Genomic DNA, 19,102 nt, shown 5'->3' with positions numbered 1-19,102 from the left:
AAATTGTGGTAATTATGCTGAAATAAATCATTTTTGTTATGATTGCCAATTTAGAACAAACTTTTCGCTGGTTCGGGCCAAATGATCCCGTAAGTCTGGCTGCCATACGCCAAACCGGAGTAACAGGAATTGTGAATGCTTTGCATCACATAAAAGCCGGCGAGGAGTGGGGCCGCGAAGAAATCAGCCAGAGAAAAAAAATAATTGAAGATGCCGGGCTGTGCTGGAGCGTGGTGGAAAGCGTAAATATCCACGAAAGTATCAAAACAGCTTCTGCAGAACGGGATCAATATATCGAAAAATATATTGTTTCGCTAAAAAACCTTTCTGCAGAAAACATAAAAACGGTTTGCTATAATTTCATGCCTGTGCTTGACTGGACGCGTACCAATCTGGATTTCCGGTTGCCAAACCAAGCTTCGGCTTTGCGTTATCATGCACCGGCCGTTGCCGCATTTGATTTGTATATTTTAGAAAGGGAAGGGGCCGAAAAGGAGTTTTCTGTGGAACAACAGCAAGCGGCAAAAACTTATTTAGACGGTTTAAATGCCGATGAAAAAACACAATTGATCAACAATGTTATGGCCGGTTTGCCCGGGACCACAGACGTTTATACCATTGATGAATTTCGCGGACATCTGCAAAAATATGCGCAAACAGACGCAAATGCTTTAAGGGAAAACCTTGCTTATTTTTTGCAGGCGATTATGCCGGACGCAGAAGCAGCAGGCGTAAAAATGTGTATCCATCCGGATGACCCGCCGTTCCCGATTCTGGGTTTGCCGCGCGTGGTCTCTACCGAACAGGATTTAAAGTTTTTGATTGATGCCGCGCCTTCGCCAAGCAATGGTTTAACTTTTTGTACGGGTTCTTTAGGTGCGCGCGGCGATAATGATCTGCCCGGAATGATTGAACGTTTAGGTGCGCATATTCATTTTTTACACTTGCGGAATGTGCAGCGCGAAGCTGATGGCAGTTTTTATGAAGCCGATCATTTGGGCGGAAGTACGGATATGTTTGCGGTGATGAAAGCCATCATTTTAGAACAGCGAAAACGGGAAAGCAATGGGCGGGAAGATGTTGCCATCCCGATGCGGCCGGACCATGGGCATAAAATCCTGGATGATTTTAACTACAATACTTATCCTGGCTATTCTGTTTCGGGCAGAATGAAAGGTTTGGCGGAGTTGCGCGGTTTAGAACTCGGCATTAAGCGGAGCATTTAAACTGTTAAATTTTCAGCAAAAAAAGTATGATAAAAGAAGCATTAGCTATTTTATTAAGTTTTCACCAAAAAAAGTATGGTAAAAGAAGCATCCGCTATTTAAACGGATGCTTCTTTTATAAGGGTAAATTTGGCAGATCAGTATTTTTCCATAATTTCCAAAGCTTCTACATTGCCTTGCTGCACAGCCAAATCTGCCGCCGATAAACCGCGGTTTTCCAGAATAGTTAAATCGGCACCATGGTCCAGCATTATTTTTACCAATTTATTTCGGCCAAACATTGTGGCAAACATTAAAGCAGTGCCGCCGTTGCCATGTTGTAAATCCAGGTTTGCACCATTGGCAATCAATAATTCGGCAATTTCGGGATAACCTTTGAAACAAACGCCCATTAAGGCCGTGTTTCCGCCAAAATCCTGCGCATCAACATTGGCACCGGCCGCAATTAAAATTTTGGCGGCTTCCAACTGTTCATTATAACAGGCAATGATCAGGGGCGTGTAACCTTTATCATCCTGAAAGTTGATTTCCGCATTTTGCTTCAATAATGAGTTTATTTGTGCCAAATCACCCATACGGGCCGCATTAATGAGTTGATAATTGTTGTCCATAATTTAAAAACGATAGGAAAGAGAATAGCTTATAAAAAAAGAACTGTTTTTACCTTAATAAAAACAGTTCTTAAAATTAAAAAACAAATGCTTAATACGCTTTTGCTTCCATAGATTCTTCTATGGCTTCCTGTACAGCCTGATTGTTGTGGGAATTACCGTTACTATCACCTGAGTTTTTCATCGCTTTAAATTGCGCCAAACCTTCTAAAACGCGTTTGCCATAATCTGCATCGCACTGCGTAAACAACTCAACCATCTTATCCTGAATGTGTTGCTGCGTTGGTGCAAGCGTGCTGACCAAGTTATTGATTAAATCATTTCGCTCCCAATCTTCAAAATTCCGGTAAGTATCTCCCGCCTGTGCGAAATTGTTTTGTCGGCTGATCTTCTCTCTTACCAAAGCGGCATTGTACATTGGTGTATAATCTTTACCGGTTTTTGGTGCTTCTTTTATTCCTTGTAAAGTTGAAGGTTCGTAGTTAACATGTGGATTTATGCCCGCTGTTAAATCCTGATTATAAGCCATTTGTCCATCGCGCTGGTTGGTAACTGCTTTTTTTCGAGGGGAATTTATCGGTAATTGCAGATAATTGGTGCCTACGCGATAACGTTGTGTATCGGAGTAAGAAAAAGTGCGTCCCTGCAACATTTTGTCATCAGAGAAATCCAAACCATCAACCAAAACGCCTGTACCAAAAGCTACCTGTTCTACCTCAGCAAAATAATTTACCGGGTTGCTGTTCAACGTCATTTTACCGACCGGAAGCCATGGAAATTGCTCTTTTGGCCAGATTTTGGTATCATCTAAAGGATCAAAATCGAGTTCCGGGTGCTCATCATCGCTCAAAATCTGAACAAATAATTCCCATTGAGGAAAATCGCCTTTCTCAATCGCATCAAATAAATCCTGGGTAGCATGATTAAAGTTTTTACCCTGGATTTCTTCCGCCATTTCCTGTGTTAGGTTTCTAATGCCTTGCAGCGGCTCCCAATGATATTTTATCAAAACAGCTTTTCCATCAGCGTTGACCCATTTGTAAGTATTAACGCCAGAACCCTGCATCTGGCGGTAGTTTGCCGGGATGCCCCAGGGAGAAAACAGGAAAGTGATCATTTGCATCGCCTCAGGTGTATTGCTGATAAAATCAAAAATACGCTCGCCATCCTGACGGTTGGTCATCGGGTCTGGTTTAAATGCATGGACCAAATCCGGGAATTTCATAGAATCACGGATAAAAAACACTTTCAAATTGTTTCCTACCAAGTCCCAATTCCCGTCTTCAGTATACATTTTTACGGCAAAACCACGAGGGTCGCGCAGTGTTTCAGGAGAATTTCCGCCATGAATTACGGTAGAAAAACGTACAAAAAGCGGTGTTTCCTTACCATTTTCCTGCAAAAACTTAGCGCGGGTATAATTGGATGCCGGCTCATTGCCAACTGTTCCGTAAGCTTCAAATACACCATGAGCACCGGCACCACGTGCATGAACTACACGTTCAGGAACCCGTTCGCGATCAAAATGGGAAAGTTTTTCTAAAAAATGGTAGTTTTCTAAAGTTGCCGGTCCTCGGTTTCCAACTGTACGCAGGTTCTGGTTATCATAAACCGGATGGCCTTGCCTGGTTGTTAAAATATTGTCGCCGGAGGGTTCGTTTGTGCCGGGTTCGACAGCCGAATTTTTTTGCTGATCAATCATAGTTTGTAATTTTTAATAACAGCGAATTTAAGGTTATGAAATGTCAATATTTACATTTTATAAATTAATGTTAATTGGGATTATCTATTTTAAATAGATAAAATCTATATCTTAATAAAAGTTTATAACCAATGTATTATAAAAATTAAATGTCTTATAATTAATATTATGTTAAGTAGTAATTTCCGATGCTTCTTTTACCACATAAATTTTCAAAATAATTGTTATAAAAACCTAAATAATGATTAAACTACTTTTGGAAATTTACGATACTTCTTTTAGGCAGGTAATTTTTGTTTTGTAATTGTTTTTTAAAAAGCTTCAACCAAAACCACCAAATTTTAGGTGATAAAAGAAGCATTAGAATCCTGATGATCTTTAAATAAATTCAAAATGTTATCGAAAAACTTTAATATAAAAAAAGAAGCATATCTTTTAAATATGCTTCTTTTATGGTATAAAATTGGGCTGCCTATTTTTTAGTCAGCGCATCAATTTTCTTTTGTACTGCTGCTGCTTTTGCATCCTCTTTTTTGCCGATATAAACGGTTTTCAAATTACTTAAAGCTTCCAAAGAAGTTGGGTTTTCTTCCGTTGCTTTAACAATGTATGGTTCTGCTTTAGTAAATAAGGCATTTGATTTTGCAATGGCCGCTGTATATTCTTTTTGTTTATTGGCCGGTAGTTTATTGGCTGCATTAAAAATATCAATTGCCGGACTCATGATCACAAAACCCTGGTTCAGATTAGCTTCGTAATAGTTAGGGTCGATATCTAAAGCTTTTTGATAATACTCTCCTGCTTTTACATAATCCTTTGCAGATGAGTAAGTTAAGCCTGCATAATAATACAAGGTTTTGTTTTTTGGATCATTAGCTATTGCGGTTTCTATTTTCTGTAAAACTTCTTTTTTGTTACCGGATTGAATGTTCAGTTCGATTTCACGCTTGGCTAAATCTGCATTTTTAGGAAACTTTTTGGTTGCCTCATCCATAACTTTTAATGCAGAAGCCGTATCTTTTTTCATTAGATACAGGGAAGCCAAATCAGAATAAACGCCCATTGTTTTAGAATATTTGGTAGTTACCAGCTTTTTATAATTGCTGATGGCCGCATCATTGTTTTTGGCATTGGCAGCAGCTAAACCGGTATATAAAATGGCATTTGTATCTTCCGGAAAATACTGGCGGTAATTGTCAAAAGAAGCAAACGCTTGATCGTATTTGCCGCTTTGGTATTGTTTTACACCAGTTTGCAATTGATAATTTGCCAAAGAAATTTTGGTGTCTTCCAATAGCTTTTTGTTTTCCCCTTTTGTGTCGGCTGCCTCCGCTTTTTTGTAAGCTTCCTGCGCAGTGGTGATTAAATTATCCCTGGATTGCTGCGTGGTATCTCCGGCCAGCGAACCATAGATTGCTGCTTTTAAAGCATATGTTTGGGGCAAAGCTGCTGTTTTGTCATTAGCGGCAGCTTTATCAATAGCTTCTTTTGCGGAGTTTAAACTGGTGGACGCTATTTTGCCGGTACGTACAACGCTAAACTTGTCGTACTCTGATTTGGCATTGGCCAACTCTGATTTCTGCGCCATGGCAGCTGTAGAAACCGCGAGCGCAAATGCACTTGCTATTACATACTTTGTTTTCATGGTTAATTAATTAATGATCTGATTTAGTTGTGTACTTATTTTATTTGATTGTTCTGTGTTGCCTGTTTTATCGTAAATTAATTTTAAAGTCCTTAAAAAATCCGGATCGTTCGGGTTAAGTTGATTTGCTTTTTCCAACAGATTGATCGCTGTATTATATTTTTGTACCGATGGGTCCGGGCTGGCAAGCTCTTTTTTCATATACAAAATACCGAGGTTAAAAATCGGATCATAACTGCTTTGGTTAAGCTGAATCGCCTTTTTATAATACTTTTCTGCCTGATCTTGCTGGTTTAAATGATCATAACAAACTGCTGCCAAAAAGTTAATGTCGTAATCATCTGGACTAACTTTAATCAGCGTTTCCAGCAATTTTCTTAACGCCTCGTAATCTTTTTTGTTGTTATAAATGTTTGCTTGCTCATACAGCAGCTTTTTGTTTTCGGGGTAAATCCTCCTGCCCTTTTCAATGGCAATTAAGGCTTTAGTGGTATCGCCCAACGTTTTGTAAATTCTTTGAGCAGTTAAAATCACCTCTGCGCCCGGCCGATCATTCTCCAGCAAATGATCATAATAAGAAGCAGATTTATTCAGTTCGCCCATTTTGTTGGTTGCGTAGGCCAGATAAACCGATAAATTTTCGGCACCGGGGACAATATTCCTGGCTTTATCAAAATTGGTAATGGCAGATTGATAACTATTTTTTTGCAGATCAGCAAATCCCTTTCTGATATAAGTATTGGCCAGGTTCCGCTTAATATAAGTGACCTCTGAAGAATAGGAGAATACTTTTGGCCGTTTGAGCAAAGTATCAACATAGATATTTGTTTTACTCAAAAAGTTATCCGGCATTTTTAGCGTATTGGCAGAATCTGAAGACAGGATGGTTGTGTAAACCACCGCTCTGTAAATACTTTTGTACAAGTTTGCCGAATCAGATTTGGTTACGATAACTTTATCGATTGCTTTTTTTGCTTCAGCTAAAAATTTTAAATCATGCTTTTGGTTGTAAAAAGCCAGGTTGTTAAATACATCTTTCAGTTGCTCGGACTGCGAAAAACCGAAAGATGTAGTCCCAACCAAAAAAAGTACCGATAAAAGAAGCTTCCGGGCCATCATTAACATTTATTTTTCAAATTCGTTTTCGTCAGCATCTTCATCAAAATCATTGTCTGCTGATGTTTCATCGTCAGATTCTGTTTCCGGTTCTTCCTCTGTTTCGTTATCAAAATCTTCTTCCGGCACAATTTCATCATTTTCAGATTCGGTAGTACGCGGACCATCCATCATCGGGTTTTCTGCATCTTGCAAATGCTCGATTGCTTCTTCAATATCAGCAGTAACTTCTTCTTCCCTTTCTATGGTGGCCACAGAAGCGATGGAATCCCCTTCTTTTAAAGAAATCAGCCTTACGCCTTGCGTTGCCCTGCCCATTGAGCGCAAAGTATTCATGGCGATACGGATAATGATGCCCGAACGGTTGATGATCATTAGGTCATCTTTGTCGGTTACATCTTTTATGGACACTAATAAACCTGTTTTCTCAGTAATGTTCAGCGTTCTCACTCCTTTTCCACCACGATTGGTCACACGGTAATCTTCAATATCAGTCCGTTTACCGTACCCTTTTTCAGATACAACTAAAACCGTAGTTTCTTTATCGTCCACAGCGATCATTCCTACAACCTCATCGTTGTCCTTGTCCAAAGAAATCCCCCGGACGCCGGTTGCAGTTCTGCCCATCGGCCTGACGGTTCTTTCATTAAAACGAATGGCACGGCCGGAACGCAATGCCATTAAAATCTCACTGCTACCAGTTGTCAGGCGTGCTTCCAGTAACTGGTCGCCGTCATTGATATTGATGGCATTTATACCGTTGGAACGCACGCGGGAATAAGCTTCCAGCGATGTTTTTTTGATGATACCTTTTTTAGTACACATAATTATAAAATTGTTTTCGAGGTATTCCCGGTCTTTCAAATTGATAATTTTGATGTATGCCTTAATGTTTTCCTCTTTCGGAATATTTATGATGTTTTGGATGGCGCGGCCTTTGGAAGTACGCGTTCCTTCCGGGATTTCAAAAACACGCAGCCAGAAGCAGCGGCCTGCTTCCGTAAAAAACAACATGTAGTTATGGTTTGAGGCAATCAGCAAATGTTCGATAAAATCTTCGTCCCTGCTGTTGCTGCCTATTGCACCTTTGCCGCCACGGCCTTGCGTACGATATTCCGTTAGCGGCGTGCGTTTGATATAACCTTCGCGCGAAATCGTGATCACAACATCTTCATTCTCGATAAAATCCTCTGTCATCATTTCTGCGGAGGAATGCATGATTTCGGTTTTGCGCTTATCGCCGTACTTGTCTTTAACTTCCTGCAGTTCTGTTTTGATGATCTCCATCCGCAAACTTTCATCCGCCAAAATTGATTTCAGGTAATCGATCTGCTTCATCAGTTCGGCATATTCAGCTTTGATTTTATCGCGCTCCAATCCCGTCAAACGGCGAAGTGTCATGTCCAGGATTGCACGGGCTTGTATGTCGCTCAATTCAAACTGCGCGATCAAACCCTCGCGGGCTTCGTCCGGCGTACCAGAATTCCTGATCAACCTGATTACTTCATCCAGATGATCCAATGCAATCAGCAAACCTTCCAGGATGTGAGCGCGTTTTTGAGCATCGGCCAGTTCAAAGCGGGTGCGACGGACCACAACTTCGTGGCGGTGCTCTACAAAATAAGCAATCAAATCTTTCAGGTTCAACTGCATTGGCCGGCCTTTTACCAGCGCAATGTTGTTGACACTAAAAGAGGTTTGCAGCGAAGTATATTTGTACAGATTATTTAGAACGATGGCCGCATTTGCATCTTTTTTAATCTCATAAACAACGCGGATACCTTCTCTGTTGGATTCATCACGGATATCAGAAATGCCTTCAATTTTTTTATCATTGATCAGATCGGCTGTTGCCTTGATCATGATCGATTTGTTTACCTGATAAGGGATTTCGCTTACTATAATCCGCTCACGGTCATGGCCGTAAGTTTCAATTTCGGCTTTTGCACGAAGCACTACTCTACCACGGCCTGTTTCAAAAGCTTCGCGGATGCCTTCCACACCATAAATAATTCCGCCTGTCGGAAAATCCGGTGCTTTAACATGCTGCATCAGTTCGCTCACCTCAATGTTGTGGTTATCGATATAAGCCATTGTGGCATCAATCACCTCACTAAGATTGTGCGGTGCCATGTTGGTGGCCATACCTACTGCTATGCCGGACGCGCCATTAACTAATAAATTAGGGATACGGGCAGGTAAAACGGTTGGTTCTTCTATCGAATCGTCAAAATTAAGCTGATAATCAATCGTATCTTTATTAATATCGGCCAGCATTTCTTCTGCAATCCGCCGCAAACGGGCTTCGGTGTAGCGCATGGCAGCGGGACTGTCGCCATCAATAGAACCGTAATTCCCTTGTCCATCAACCAGCGGATAACGCAAACTCCAGTCCTGCGCCATACGCACCATCGTATCATAAACCGATGAATCACCGTGCGGATGGTATTTTCCCATTACTTCACCCACAATACGGGCAGATTTTTTATAAGGTTTGGTGGCATTTAAACCCAGATCGAGCATACCGAACAATACCCGGCGATGTACCGGTTTCAAACCGTCGCGGACATCGGGCAAAGCCCTGGAAACGATTACCGACATAGAATAATCAATGTAGGCAGAGCGCATTTCATCTTCAATATTGATCGGAATTATTCTGTCTTCCGGCTGTTGTTCGTTCCCTGTTTCTTCGGCCATTTTTGTGTTATAGGTTCTTAAAATAATACCTGGCAAACCTGCCAAATATCACGATTTTACACGCGAAATTACGAAAATATACCGATAAAAACAGTATCAAAAAGCAATTATCACAGCGGAAAAAGAAGATCAGATATTACTTTTATCGGTATAAAACCGGTGTACAAGAAAGCTGAAGAAAATCTTGAAAAATCGAGTTCGGTTTTTGGGTCGAAGCTTCTTTTATCAACCAAAAACTTGTGTAGAGAAAATCCGAAGAAAACTTTAAAAAAGCAAGTTTGGTTTTTTTGATCGATAAAAGAAGGATCTCATCAGCCTGCCCAGTCAATCCCTTTGCGCAGCAAACCTAAAGTTTTGGCTTCTTCGCTTCCGGGTTTGGGTTGATAGTTATAAACCCAGCGGGCTTGCGGTGGCAAACTCATCAGGATGGATTCGATCCGGCCATTGGTTTCCAGCCCAAATCTTGTCCCGGCATCGTAAACCAAATTAAATTCGGCATATCTGCTACGGCGCTGGTATTGCCATTCCTGCTGTTCCGGGCTAAAGGTTTTATGTCGGTTGCGGTTCACCAACTCTGCATAAATCGGGATAAAAGTGCGGCCAACAGCTTGCGAAAATTCAAATATTTCGTTCCAGCTCAGTTCTTCATTGGCGGCCAGGCGGTCAAAAAATATACCGCCAATCCCGCGCATTTCACTTCGGTGTTTGATGCAGAAATACTCATCTGCCCAGGTTTTAAAACGGGGATAAAATTCGGGGTTAAAACTATCGCAGCAATTTTTAAGCTGCCGATGGAAAAACCGTGCATCTTCCTCAACGATATAATGCGGTGTGAGGTCTATCCCGCCGCCAAACCAGCGCAACGGTTTATCGCCAAAAACAGAAGATGGCATTTCAAAATAACGGATGTTCATGTGGATGATCGGCACCAGCGGATGGTTTGGATGAATGACAATGGAAACACCGGTCGCAAAAAAATCATCCTGATCTACGTTCAGGGATTTTTTCAGGACATGGGACAACTCACCACCTACAGCCGAAAAATTTACACCACCTTTTTCAATGATGTTTCCGTTTTGCAGGATGCGTGTCCGGCCGCCGCCGCCGCCATTCCGTTCCCAAACTTCCTGCTCAAAAGTTGCGCCGCCGTCCATATGTTCTAAAGCAGCACAAATTTCATCCTGGATCAGGCGGTATCGTTCTGCAATCTGTTCTTTCGTAATCATCAGCACAAATTTTAATTATCCAAATGGAAATTTATTTAATTGATACGTTGACCGGATTGTTTGTGTTTGGATTAAGTTCATCAATTTCTAAATAATCCAAATCTTTGTCGAAACTTTCTTTCAGTTGATTAATGGAGAAAAATGCAATCACAATTAAAGCCACCATCATCATGCGTGCACTATTGATAATGCCATAATGAGCTACGATTTTTTCAAAGATATAAGTAATCGGGATCAGTGCGCCACGCACAAAATTGGGCACCGTAGTGGTAACCGTTGCCCGGATGTTGGTGCCAAACTGCTCTGAAGCAATGGTGACAAAAGTGGCCCAATATCCGCAGGAAAAACCCATACATAAACAAAGCCATATAAATTGTTGCTCGGTAATGCCTACTGTTTTTAGGTAGATAAATACGCTGACCAACGACAAAACATGGAAAAGCATCATCGTTTTTTTGCGCGACCGGGTTAGCTGTGCCAGCATACCAGCCGCCAAATCTCCGGCAGCAATGCCAAAATAAGTATATAAAATCCCGGTCCCGGCACTTAAAACTGTTGGTGATTGCAGTGCTTTACCGATCTCCGGGGCCTGGGTAACCAAAATCCCGACGACAAACCAAAGCGGCGCGCCCATCAAAATACAATACAGGTATTTAAAAAACCGTTTCCGATCGGTAAACAACATCAGCATGTTCCCTCTGCTTGCGCTGCTGTGTTCGGCTTGTTTAAACATCCCGCTTTCAAAAGTCCCCAAACGTAAAAAAAGCAGGATAACCCCTAATCCGCCGCCCACAAAATAGGCGGTTTGCCAGGTAAAATGTTTTGCAACGGTAGCCGCAACAGCAGCACCGAAAAGGCCAACTACGGCAACAATCATTGTCCCGTAACCGCGTTTATCTTTGCTGATGGTCTCGCTGACCAAAGTAATGCCGGCACCCAGTTCTCCGGCCAAACCAATACCTGCCGCAAAACGGACGATCGCGTACATTTCTACGTTTTGCACCAATCCGTTTAAAGCATTTGCAACAGAATAGAGCAGAATTGAACCGAAAAGCACTTTGATCCGGCCAAATTTATCACCAATAACGCCCCACAAAATACCGCCAAGCAAAAGGCCGCCCATTTGCATGTTCAGCACAAATTCGCCATCGGTGCGCATGTTTTCGGGTTTTACGCCGATATCTTTAAAACTTTGCAAGCGCACAATCGAAAAAATCACGAGATCATAGATATCCACAAAATAACCGAGTGCGGCAACGATGACCAAAAAGATGATGTTCCTCTTATTTGCAGATGCTGATGGCATATTAAAAGTATGATTTACAAAATTATATCGGCTGTAAATATATTTATTTCAAACGATGCCAGGCAATTGCTGTTCTGAATAAAGTATGATAAAAGAAGCAATGGCCCGCCAGCACATTTTAAAAGCAGACTTTAAATTTTCAAAATTCGGTTTATCTTAGCCTGATGGAAAATTTTACGCAGTATAATCCTACAAAAGTTATTTTCGGGCGGGAAGTTACAGATCAGCTACCTACAGAACTTTCCTGGAAAAAGGCTTTGGTGATCATTGGCGAGGATTCTGCAAAACGCAACGGTTTGTATGCCAGGGTTGTTTCATTAATGAACATGGCCGGGCTTGAACATGTTACTTATTCGGGCGTAAAAGCAAATGCCACTTATCAGGATGCGGACGCGGCTGTGCAAAAAGCAAAAGATTATCAGGCCGAAGTGGTTATTGCCATCGGTGGCTGCTCGGTAATTGATACGGCAAAAGCTGTCGCATTAGGCGTTTACAGCAAAAACTCTGTTTGGGATTTTTTCATGGTAAAAGAAGCATCGCCCGAAAAAGCCTTACCGGTTTTAAATATTTTAACAATTGCCTCCACCGGTTCGGTCATGAACAATGTTTCAGTTCTGTGCGATCAAAAATCCGGGGTAAAAAAAGAATTCAGTCATGATTTAATCTACCCGAAAACCGCTTTTCTGGATCCTTATTATTCCTTTACTGTTCCGCTGAAACAAACAACGCTGGGTGTTTCCATTACGATTGCCTATGCCGTTCAGCAGTTTTTAAACGAAGGCGATGCCCTTTTAACCGATTATATCACGGCGGATCTGATCCGTTTATCTATCCAAAACGGAAAAGAAATTACCGGCAATTTGCAGGATTACAAGCTGCGCGCCAACCTGATGTGGCTGGCAACTATCGCTTTAAACGATACGCTGAGTGCCGGCAGAAATTATACCGATAAAAGCATTACCTGCATTGCGTTTGCTTTGGATATGTGCTGCGAAATTGGCCATGGTGCATCGCTGGCCATTGTTTTATGTGCCTGGTTAAAAATGCACCAGTACCGTTATTTAAGCCGGATCAAGTTTTTGGCGAAGCAGGTTTTTGGTTTGGATGGCTTTGATTATGACGCCACGGCTACCAGTTTTATCAGAAAAATGGAAGAATTTTATCGCTACGTCCAGGTTCCGGTACGGTTATCAGAAGCTGGCGTAAATGAAACACAGAAACAGGAAATCCTGCTTAGTTTTCAACGAAATAAAATTACGGTGAGCAATTACAAAATGACGGACAAAGATTATGAAACGCTGCTTGAACTGATGTGGTGACCCGATACTGTTTTTACCGGTAAAATTTTAGTGCTGCTGTTTGGGTTTAGAGGAAGCCACATCACGGTCAAACGGATATCTTCCGCCAAAATCCTCTACCCAATAATTGTTGTAAACATAAGCACCGATTTCTTTAAAATCCGGGTTCATCAGGTTTTTGCAGTGTGCCTCACTTTTAAATAAATCCTGGTTTACCTGCCCGACGGACTGCTGCCCTTGCGCAATATTTTCGCCGATGACATAACGCTGAAAACCTGCCGTGCCGTAACCGGCTTTCTGAAAACGGTCCTGGATATGATCGCCGTTTTTACTTTCATGGCTAAAATAATGCTGATTGAACATATCCTGTGCGTGCCTGGCCGCGGCAACCGCTAATTGATCATTCCAAACTACGGGCGCAACGGGTGACATAAAATGATTGCCGCAATTGCAACCGCGAACCCTGACTGCGTTTATCCGATCCAACACTTCAGCTTTAAAACTGAAAATTTTACCGGTAAAAGAAGCATCCTCCGAAAAAGACACACAAAAAAACAAAATAAAGAGTAGGAAAAGTTTTAAACGGACTGTCATGCGCAGCATCAATTTTGAACCTTTTGGATGTCAAACGTATTAAAAAGTTTAAAGGTATTTCTAAGTTAAAGTCTGCAAACCTGTTCCCATATTTTTGGGTCAACCGGTATTCCTTCCATCAGGTTTTTGTTTCTGGTGATCAGGGTTTTTTCTCCCGGATAACGAATTTTCCCATCATTCCCATCGGTTGCACTGCTTTTTGTAAAATCTATTATTTGTTCGATCAAACTTTGATGCAGATCAGGCTGGTAAATGGCAATAAACGTTTGCGAAACGCCGGATTCTTTACCAGAAGTTGTGATTTCGCTGGTTGATTTTCCTCCGCTTAAAGCCGTTAACAACACATCAAGCATGAATGACAAGCCTGAGCCTTTCCATAAACCAATCGGCAAAGCCCGTTGTGTTTGTTTGATTTTTTGGGGATCGGTTGTCAAATTTCCTATTGTATCATAACCGCCTGCAAACGGAAGCTGTTCGTGGTTAAGTTCGTGTTCCTGCAATTTGCCGTACGAATATTGCGACATGGCCATATCCAGAACCAGATGGCCACCGGCTTTCGGCACCGCAATCACCAGCGGATTATTGCCCAAACGCGGTTCTTTTCCTCCCCAGGGCGGCATGTTGGCAATGGTATTTGTAAAACAAATCCCGATACAACCAGCGTTTGCAGCTTGCCAGCCATACGTGCCGCCGCGCATCCAGTGGTTGGTGTTTTTTATGCTGATGCAGGCAATCCCATTTATTTTGGCCATATCAATTGCCTTTTGCATGGCTATTGTTGCGTTATACATTCCGGGTGCAAAATGGCCGTCGTAATGGCACAGCGAACCATTTTCGCTCAGTAATTCCGGCTCTGCTTCCGGTATTATCAAGCCGCTTTTTATATGTTCGATAAATACCGGGAAGCGGTTTAGGCCATGCGAATACACTCCATCCAGACTGTTGTCCGCAAAAATCTTCGAACATAATGCTGCTTTTACCGCACTAAAATTGGTTTTTAAAAGTACATTTTCAAAGGTTGACTTTAATTGCTGATGAGATATCTGCATCATTTTTTGAACGGTGTTAGAGATGAATTTTCAGGCATGATCAGAGCTTGTTAAAAATTTATATCGGAAAAAATGCAATGCTTCTTTTACCCTGTAAAATTTAGTGTCCGCATCAATTTTAAATAAAACTTATCATTTTTCAGGTGATAAAAGAAGTATATAAAATACATCGGACAGTTTTGAATTGGTTCTCAATCTTCAAACCAAAAGTTCGGGCATAAAAAAAGCCTTTCAGTATAAATGAAAGACTTTTGATTTTAGGTCCAGTATATGTTTAAATCAGATTTTTTTCACGTTTACAGCCTGCAGTCCTTTTCTTCCTTCTTCAACTTCATATTCAACATTATCGTTGTCTTTAATGGCGTTCACCCCACCCAGAACATCTTTAAAATGAACGAAAAGATCTTTACCATCATCGGTAACGATAAAACCATAACCTTTTTGAGTGTTAAACCACTTTACTTTTCCAGTTTTCATAGCATTTAGGTATAATTAAATTAGTGGTTTAATTTAAAAAACTAAACTGTAAAACAAAAAATATTTAAAACAAAAAACGGATACTGTTTTTATAGGCATAAAAACAGTATTCGTTAGCAGTAATTGAAAACCTATTTATTAGGCTGTGGCGTCATCCGCAAGTATGGTTTTACTTCGGTAAAGCCTTTAGGAAACTTAGATGGAATATCTTCTGTTTTGACAGATGGCAAAACCACTACATCTTCTCCGTCTTTCCAATCGGCAGGTGTGGCAACGCTGTGATAAGCCGTTAACTGCAGTGAATCGATTACGCGCAAAATTTCCTGAAAATTTCTTCCGGTTGATGCCGGATAGCTGATGATCAATTTTACAATTTTATTCGGGTCGATGATGAACAGCGAACGGATGGTTGCATTTACAGAAGCGTTTGGGTGGATCATGTCGTAAGCTTCAGAAATTTTGCGGTCTTTATCACCAATCAGCGGGAAAGTTACTTCCACATCCTGCGTTTCATTAATGTCGTTGATCCAGCCCTGGTGCGAGTCAATATCATCTACACTCAAAGCAATCACCTTTACATTTCGCTTTTCAAATTCATCTTTTAATGCTGCCGTTTTGCCCAATTCTGTAGTACAAACCGGTGTATAATCGCCTGGGTGCGAAAACAAAACGCCCCAGCTTTTTCCTAAATACTCGTAAAAATCTATTTCCCCTAAAGAGGTTTTTGCCTGAAAATTTGGTGCCTGATCACCCAATCGTAAACTCATAATTTTTTAATTTAATGTATTAAAATACTATACTAAGTTAGTAGAGATTTATTAGTCCTGCAAATTTATAAGTCATAAAAAAAGGGAACTCATCGGAGTTCCCTTTTCAAGCTAAAGCAGCTTTAATTTACTTTATAGAATCAACTACAGCTTTGAAAGCCTCCGGATGGTTCATCGCCAGATCGGCCAAAACTTTGCGGTTCAAAGTAATTTTTGCGCCGTTCAGTTTCCCCATTAATTGAGAATAAGAAATACCGTACTGACGTGCACCTGCGTTAATACGCTGGATCCACAATCCCCTGAACTCTCTTTTTTTGGTTTTACGGTCGCGATAAGCGTACTGTAAGCCTTTTTCAACTGTATTTTTGGCAACAGTATAAACCTTGCTGCGCGAACCCCAATAACCTTTGGCGAGGTTCATTATTTTTTTTCTGCGTCTGCGGGACGCTACTGCGTTTACTGAACGTGGCATTTTGTTGTGATTTTGGTAGTGGGTGTTTCAGTTAAGTGAAAGCTTGCAGACCCGAATACCTGGTTAAAAATTTGTGTTATTTACCGATACAAAGCATCCGTTTTACGTTGCCTAAATCCGCATCAGATACTAAACTGGTGTGGCCAAGTGCACGTTTACGTTTGGTTGACATTTTAGTCAGAATATGGCTCTTGTAAGCATTTTTTCTGGTGATTTTGCCGGTTCCAGTAAGCTTAAAACGCTTTTTTGCACTGGAATTGGTTTTCATTTTTGGCATACTCTTTTTGTTAAAAATTTATTTTTTTACTGCTTTAGGCGCTAATGTCAGGAACATTCGTTTACCCTCTAATTTTGGTAATTGTTCCACTTTTCCAACTTCTTCTACGGCTTGCGCAAAACGCAGCAACAGGATTTCACCCTGCTCTTTGTACACAATTGCTCGTCCTTTAAAATGCACGTATGCCCTGACTTTTTCACCGGATTCCAGAAATTTTTGTGCGTGTTTCAGCTTAAATTCAAAATCATGGTCATCTGTGTTCGGGCCGAAGCGGATTTCTTTGATAACGGTTTGCTTGGCATTGCTCTTTATTTCTTTCAGCTTTTTCTTTTGCTCGTAAATAAACTTGTTGTAGTCTATAATCTTACAAACAGGCGGCGTAGCGTTCGGCGAAATCTCTACCAAATCCAGTTCTTGTTCTTCGGCCATGGCCAAAGCTTGCCGGGTGGTAAAAATCCCCTGTTCTACGTTGTCGCCAACTAAACGAACTTCCGGGACCCTGATAAACTGATTGATGTTGTGTTCAGCTTCTTTCTTTTTAAAAGGAGGCCGCGGACCTCTGCTGAAATTTGGTTTGTTTAATGCCAAGTTATATATTTATTTCTTTTTTTATTAATGTTTCAAAATCTTCAATCCGCATACTGCCTAAATCGCCTTCTCCGTGTTTACGCACAGAAACTGTTCCTTCTGCCGCTTCCTTTTCCCCAACGATCAACATGTACGGTATTTTTTTGACCTCAGCATCCCGGATTTTTCGTCCGATTTTCTCATCTCTCAAGTCAATAAGACCGCGAATATCGGATTTTTTTAAGGTATCTGAAAGTTTTTTTGCATAATCTTCATATTTTTCCGATATGGGTAAAATTGAATACTGCTCCGGCGTAAGCCATAACGGAAAATTACCGGCACAATGTTCAATTAAAACCGCTACAAAACGTTCCAGCGAACCAAAAGGTGCGCGATGGATCATTACCGGCCGGTGTTTCTGGTTATCGCTTCCGGTATATTCCAACTCGAAACGTTCCGGTAAATTGTAATCTACCTGGATGGTCCCCAGTTGCCATTTTCTGCCTAAAGCATCTTTTACCATAAAATCCAGCTTTGGCCCATAAAAAGCAGCTTCGCCGAATTCAATCACTGTTGGCAAACCTTTTTCGTGTGCAGCTTCAATAATTGCAGCTTCGGCTAACAACCAGTTTTCGTCAGAACCAATGTATTTAGTTTTATTTTCCGGATCGCGTAAAGAAATTTGTGCGGTATAATCGTTAAATCCCAACGCTTTAAAAACGTAAAGCACTAAGTCAATTACTTTTTTAAACTCTTCTTTTACCTGATCCGGCCTGCAAAACAAGTGTGCATCATCTTGTGTAAAACCACGAACGCGGGTCAATCCATGCAATTCGCCGCTTTGCTCGTAACGGTAAACCGTTCCGAACTCTGCAAAACGAACCGGTAAATCTTTGTAAGAACGTGGTTTGGTTTTGTAAATTTCGCAATGGTGCGGGCAGTTCATCGGTTTCAGGAAGAACTCCTCTCCTTCCTGCGGTGTTTTGATCGGTTGAAAGGAATCGGCTCCATATTTATCATAATGACCGGAAGTTACATACAAATTTTTATGTCCGATATGCGGCGTAATTACCTGCTCGTAACCGGCTTCTTCCTGTGCTTTTTGCAGAAACCTCACTAATTTTTCGCGAAGTGCTGCACCTTTTGGCAACCACAAAGGCAAACCCATTCCCACTTTTTCGGAGAAAGCAAACAATTCTAATTCCTTGCCCAACTTCCGGTGATCACGTTTTTTGGCTTCTTCCAAAAACTTTAAATATTCAGTTAGTTCGCTTTGTTTTGGATACGTAACACCATAAATACGAGTGAGTTGCTTCCTACTTTCGTCACCGCGCCAGTAAGCACCGGCCACGCTCATCAGCTTAATTGCCTTGATAAAAGAAGTATTCGGAATGTGCGGACCGCGGCATAAATCCGTAAAGTTGCCCTGAGAATAAAAAGTAATAGAACCATCCGGCAAATCCTTGATCAGATCCAATTTATACTCATCGCCTTTTTCGGTGAAGTATTCAATTGCATCTGCTTTAGAAACCGGTTTGCGGATATATTCTGATTTAGTTTTCGCCAGTTCTGCCATTTTATCTTCGATCTTTTCAAAATCATCCGAAGAAAAATCCTGGTCGCCAAAATCAACATCGTAATAAAAACCGGTTTCGATGGCCGGGCCAATGCCGAGTTTTACGCCCGGATACAAAGCTTCCAAAGCTTCAGCCATTAAATGCGCGGAAGAATGCCAGAAAGTTGCTTTTCCTTCGGCATCGTTCCAAGTCAGCAAACGGATTTTTGCATCATTTTCAATCGGGCGGCTGGCGTCCCAAACCTGGCCGTCAATTTCGGCGGCCAATACATTTCGCGCCAAACCTTCAGAAATGGACAAAGCAACCTGCATCGCAGTAATGCCTTTGTCGTACTCGCGGACAGAGCCGTCCGGCAGTGTTAAGTGAATCATCTACAACTATGATTTAGATTTTTATGTGGTAAAAACAGTATAGATCACCTACAAAGTGATTTTGGGCAAAAGTAAGGTTTTAAGAGGGATTTTTTGCAGGAAGAATTTATGCCGGTAAAAGAAG

The 19,102-nt window shown here is 41.3% G+C and carries 17 protein-coding genes; 2 read left to right on the top strand and 15 right to left on the bottom strand.

The window, feature by feature from the left end:
* Window positions 1-38 precede the first annotated feature (38 nt).
* Complete coding sequence (uxuA, locus tag ACOFKR_RS09905) at window positions 39-1,226, top strand: mannonate dehydratase (protein WP_419800640.1); 1,188 nt, start codon at window positions 39-41, stop codon at window positions 1,224-1,226.
* Window positions 1,227-1,363: 137 nt separating this feature from the next.
* Here the strand turns inward: uxuA and ACOFKR_RS09900 are convergent, their stop codons facing one another.
* From ACOFKR_RS09900 to ACOFKR_RS09870, 7 genes are all read right to left on the bottom strand, one after another.
* Window positions 1,364-1,837, bottom strand: coding sequence for an ankyrin repeat domain-containing protein (locus tag ACOFKR_RS09900; protein WP_419800639.1), 474 nt, complete (start codon window positions 1,835-1,837; stop codon window positions 1,364-1,366).
* Window positions 1,838-1,928: 91 nt separating this feature from the next.
* Window positions 1,929-3,539, bottom strand: a complete 1,611-nt coding sequence (locus ACOFKR_RS09895) for a catalase (RefSeq protein WP_419800638.1) — start codon at window positions 3,537-3,539, stop codon at window positions 1,929-1,931.
* A 472-nt stretch (window positions 3,540-4,011) separates the two neighbouring features.
* Window positions 4,012-5,184, bottom strand: a complete 1,173-nt coding sequence (locus ACOFKR_RS09890; RefSeq protein WP_419800637.1) for a tetratricopeptide repeat protein — start codon at window positions 5,182-5,184, stop codon at window positions 4,012-4,014.
* Between the two features lie 6 nt (window positions 5,185-5,190).
* A complete protein-coding gene (locus ACOFKR_RS09885; RefSeq protein ID WP_419800636.1) occupies window positions 5,191-6,303 on the bottom strand; it encodes a tetratricopeptide repeat protein in 1,113 nt (370 codons plus the stop codon).
* 6 nt (window positions 6,304-6,309) lie between these two features.
* On the bottom strand, window positions 6,310-8,997 hold the full coding sequence (gyrA, locus tag ACOFKR_RS09880) for a DNA gyrase subunit A (RefSeq protein ID WP_419800635.1): 2,688 nt from the start codon (window positions 8,995-8,997) through the stop codon (window positions 6,310-6,312).
* A gap of 311 nt (window positions 8,998-9,308) precedes the next feature.
* Window positions 9,309-10,223, bottom strand: a complete 915-nt coding sequence (hemF, locus tag ACOFKR_RS09875; protein WP_419800634.1) for an oxygen-dependent coproporphyrinogen oxidase — start codon at window positions 10,221-10,223, stop codon at window positions 9,309-9,311.
* Between the two features lie 31 nt (window positions 10,224-10,254).
* Window positions 10,255-11,529, bottom strand: coding sequence for an MFS transporter (locus tag ACOFKR_RS09870; protein ID WP_419800633.1), 1,275 nt, complete (start codon window positions 11,527-11,529; stop codon window positions 10,255-10,257).
* 164 nt (window positions 11,530-11,693) lie between these two features.
* Between ACOFKR_RS09870 and ACOFKR_RS09865 the strand changes: the two genes are divergently transcribed.
* Window positions 11,694-12,848, top strand: coding sequence for an iron-containing alcohol dehydrogenase (locus tag ACOFKR_RS09865; protein ID WP_419800632.1), 1,155 nt, complete (start codon window positions 11,694-11,696; stop codon window positions 12,846-12,848).
* Between the two features lie 27 nt (window positions 12,849-12,875).
* Here the strand turns inward: ACOFKR_RS09865 and ACOFKR_RS09860 are convergent, their stop codons facing one another.
* The 8 genes from ACOFKR_RS09860 to thrS form a co-directional block, all read right to left on the bottom strand.
* Entirely contained in the window at window positions 12,876-13,373 is a 498-nt protein-coding gene (locus ACOFKR_RS09860; protein WP_419800631.1) for a CAP domain-containing protein, read from the bottom strand.
* A 113-nt stretch (window positions 13,374-13,486) separates the two neighbouring features.
* A complete protein-coding gene (gene yiaK, locus ACOFKR_RS09855; protein ID WP_419800630.1) occupies window positions 13,487-14,473 on the bottom strand; it encodes a 3-dehydro-L-gulonate 2-dehydrogenase in 987 nt (328 codons plus the stop codon).
* 276 nt (window positions 14,474-14,749) lie between these two features.
* Window positions 14,750-14,947: a cold-shock protein gene (locus ACOFKR_RS09850; RefSeq protein ID WP_419800629.1), complete on the bottom strand. Its 198-nt coding sequence runs from the start codon at window positions 14,945-14,947 to the stop codon at window positions 14,750-14,752.
* Window positions 14,948-15,078: 131 nt separating this feature from the next.
* On the bottom strand, window positions 15,079-15,714 hold the full coding sequence (locus ACOFKR_RS09845; protein ID WP_419800628.1) for a peroxiredoxin: 636 nt from the start codon (window positions 15,712-15,714) through the stop codon (window positions 15,079-15,081).
* A 127-nt stretch (window positions 15,715-15,841) separates the two neighbouring features.
* Window positions 15,842-16,186, bottom strand: coding sequence for a 50S ribosomal protein L20 (gene rplT / locus ACOFKR_RS09840; RefSeq protein WP_419800627.1), 345 nt, complete (start codon window positions 16,184-16,186; stop codon window positions 15,842-15,844).
* 76 nt (window positions 16,187-16,262) lie between these two features.
* Window positions 16,263-16,463: a 50S ribosomal protein L35 gene (gene rpmI / locus ACOFKR_RS09835; protein ID WP_040628407.1), complete on the bottom strand. Its 201-nt coding sequence runs from the start codon at window positions 16,461-16,463 to the stop codon at window positions 16,263-16,265.
* 18 nt (window positions 16,464-16,481) lie between these two features.
* Window positions 16,482-17,051 (bottom strand): translation initiation factor IF-3, encoded by a 570-nt coding sequence (gene infC / locus ACOFKR_RS09830; protein ID WP_419800626.1) that lies wholly within the window; start codon window positions 17,049-17,051, stop codon window positions 16,482-16,484.
* Window position 17,052: 1 nt separating this feature from the next.
* Window positions 17,053-18,978 (bottom strand): threonine--tRNA ligase, encoded by a 1,926-nt coding sequence (gene thrS / locus ACOFKR_RS09825; protein ID WP_419800625.1) that lies wholly within the window; start codon window positions 18,976-18,978, stop codon window positions 17,053-17,055.
* Window positions 18,979-19,102: the final 124 nt, after the last annotated feature.

It is taken from the genome of Mucilaginibacter sp., from assembly GCF_965201005.1.
Classification (GTDB): Bacteria; Bacteroidota; Bacteroidia; order Sphingobacteriales; family Sphingobacteriaceae; genus Mucilaginibacter_A.
Note: the sequence above shows the minus strand (reverse complement) of the source record. Positions and strands in the feature narration are given on the sequence as shown.

Coding starts and splice junctions, on each gene's coding strand:
- ACOFKR_RS09890 (WP_419800637.1), bottom strand. CDS start 5,184: ATGAAAACAAAGTATGTAATAGCAAGTGCATTTGCGCTCGCGGTTTCT.
- ACOFKR_RS09850 (WP_419800629.1), bottom strand. CDS start 14,947: ATGAAAACTGGAAAAGTAAAGTGGTTTAACACTCAAAAAGGTTATGGT.
- ACOFKR_RS09870 (WP_419800633.1), bottom strand. CDS start 11,529: ATGCCATCAGCATCTGCAAATAAGAGGAACATCATCTTTTTGGTCATC.
- rpmI (WP_040628407.1), bottom strand. CDS start 16,463: ATGCCAAAAATGAAAACCAATTCCAGTGCAAAAAAGCGTTTTAAGCTT.
- ACOFKR_RS09885 (WP_419800636.1), bottom strand. CDS start 6,303: ATGATGGCCCGGAAGCTTCTTTTATCGGTACTTTTTTTGGTTGGGACT.
- gyrA (WP_419800635.1), bottom strand. CDS start 8,997: ATGGCCGAAGAAACAGGGAACGAACAACAGCCGGAAGACAGAATAATT.
- thrS (WP_419800625.1), bottom strand. CDS start 18,978: ATGATTCACTTAACACTGCCGGACGGCTCTGTCCGCGAGTACGACAAA.
- uxuA (WP_419800640.1), top strand. CDS start 39: ATGATTGCCAATTTAGAACAAACTTTTCGCTGGTTCGGGCCAAATGAT.
- yiaK (WP_419800630.1), bottom strand. CDS start 14,473: ATGATGCAGATATCTCATCAGCAATTAAAGTCAACCTTTGAAAATGTA.
- ACOFKR_RS09845 (WP_419800628.1), bottom strand. CDS start 15,714: ATGAGTTTACGATTGGGTGATCAGGCACCAAATTTTCAGGCAAAAACC.
- rplT (WP_419800627.1), bottom strand. CDS start 16,186: ATGCCACGTTCAGTAAACGCAGTAGCGTCCCGCAGACGCAGAAAAAAA.
- ACOFKR_RS09865 (WP_419800632.1), top strand. CDS start 11,694: ATGGAAAATTTTACGCAGTATAATCCTACAAAAGTTATTTTCGGGCGG.
- hemF (WP_419800634.1), bottom strand. CDS start 10,223: ATGATTACGAAAGAACAGATTGCAGAACGATACCGCCTGATCCAGGAT.
- ACOFKR_RS09895 (WP_419800638.1), bottom strand. CDS start 3,539: ATGATTGATCAGCAAAAAAATTCGGCTGTCGAACCCGGCACAAACGAA.
- ACOFKR_RS09900 (WP_419800639.1), bottom strand. CDS start 1,837: ATGGACAACAATTATCAACTCATTAATGCGGCCCGTATGGGTGATTTG.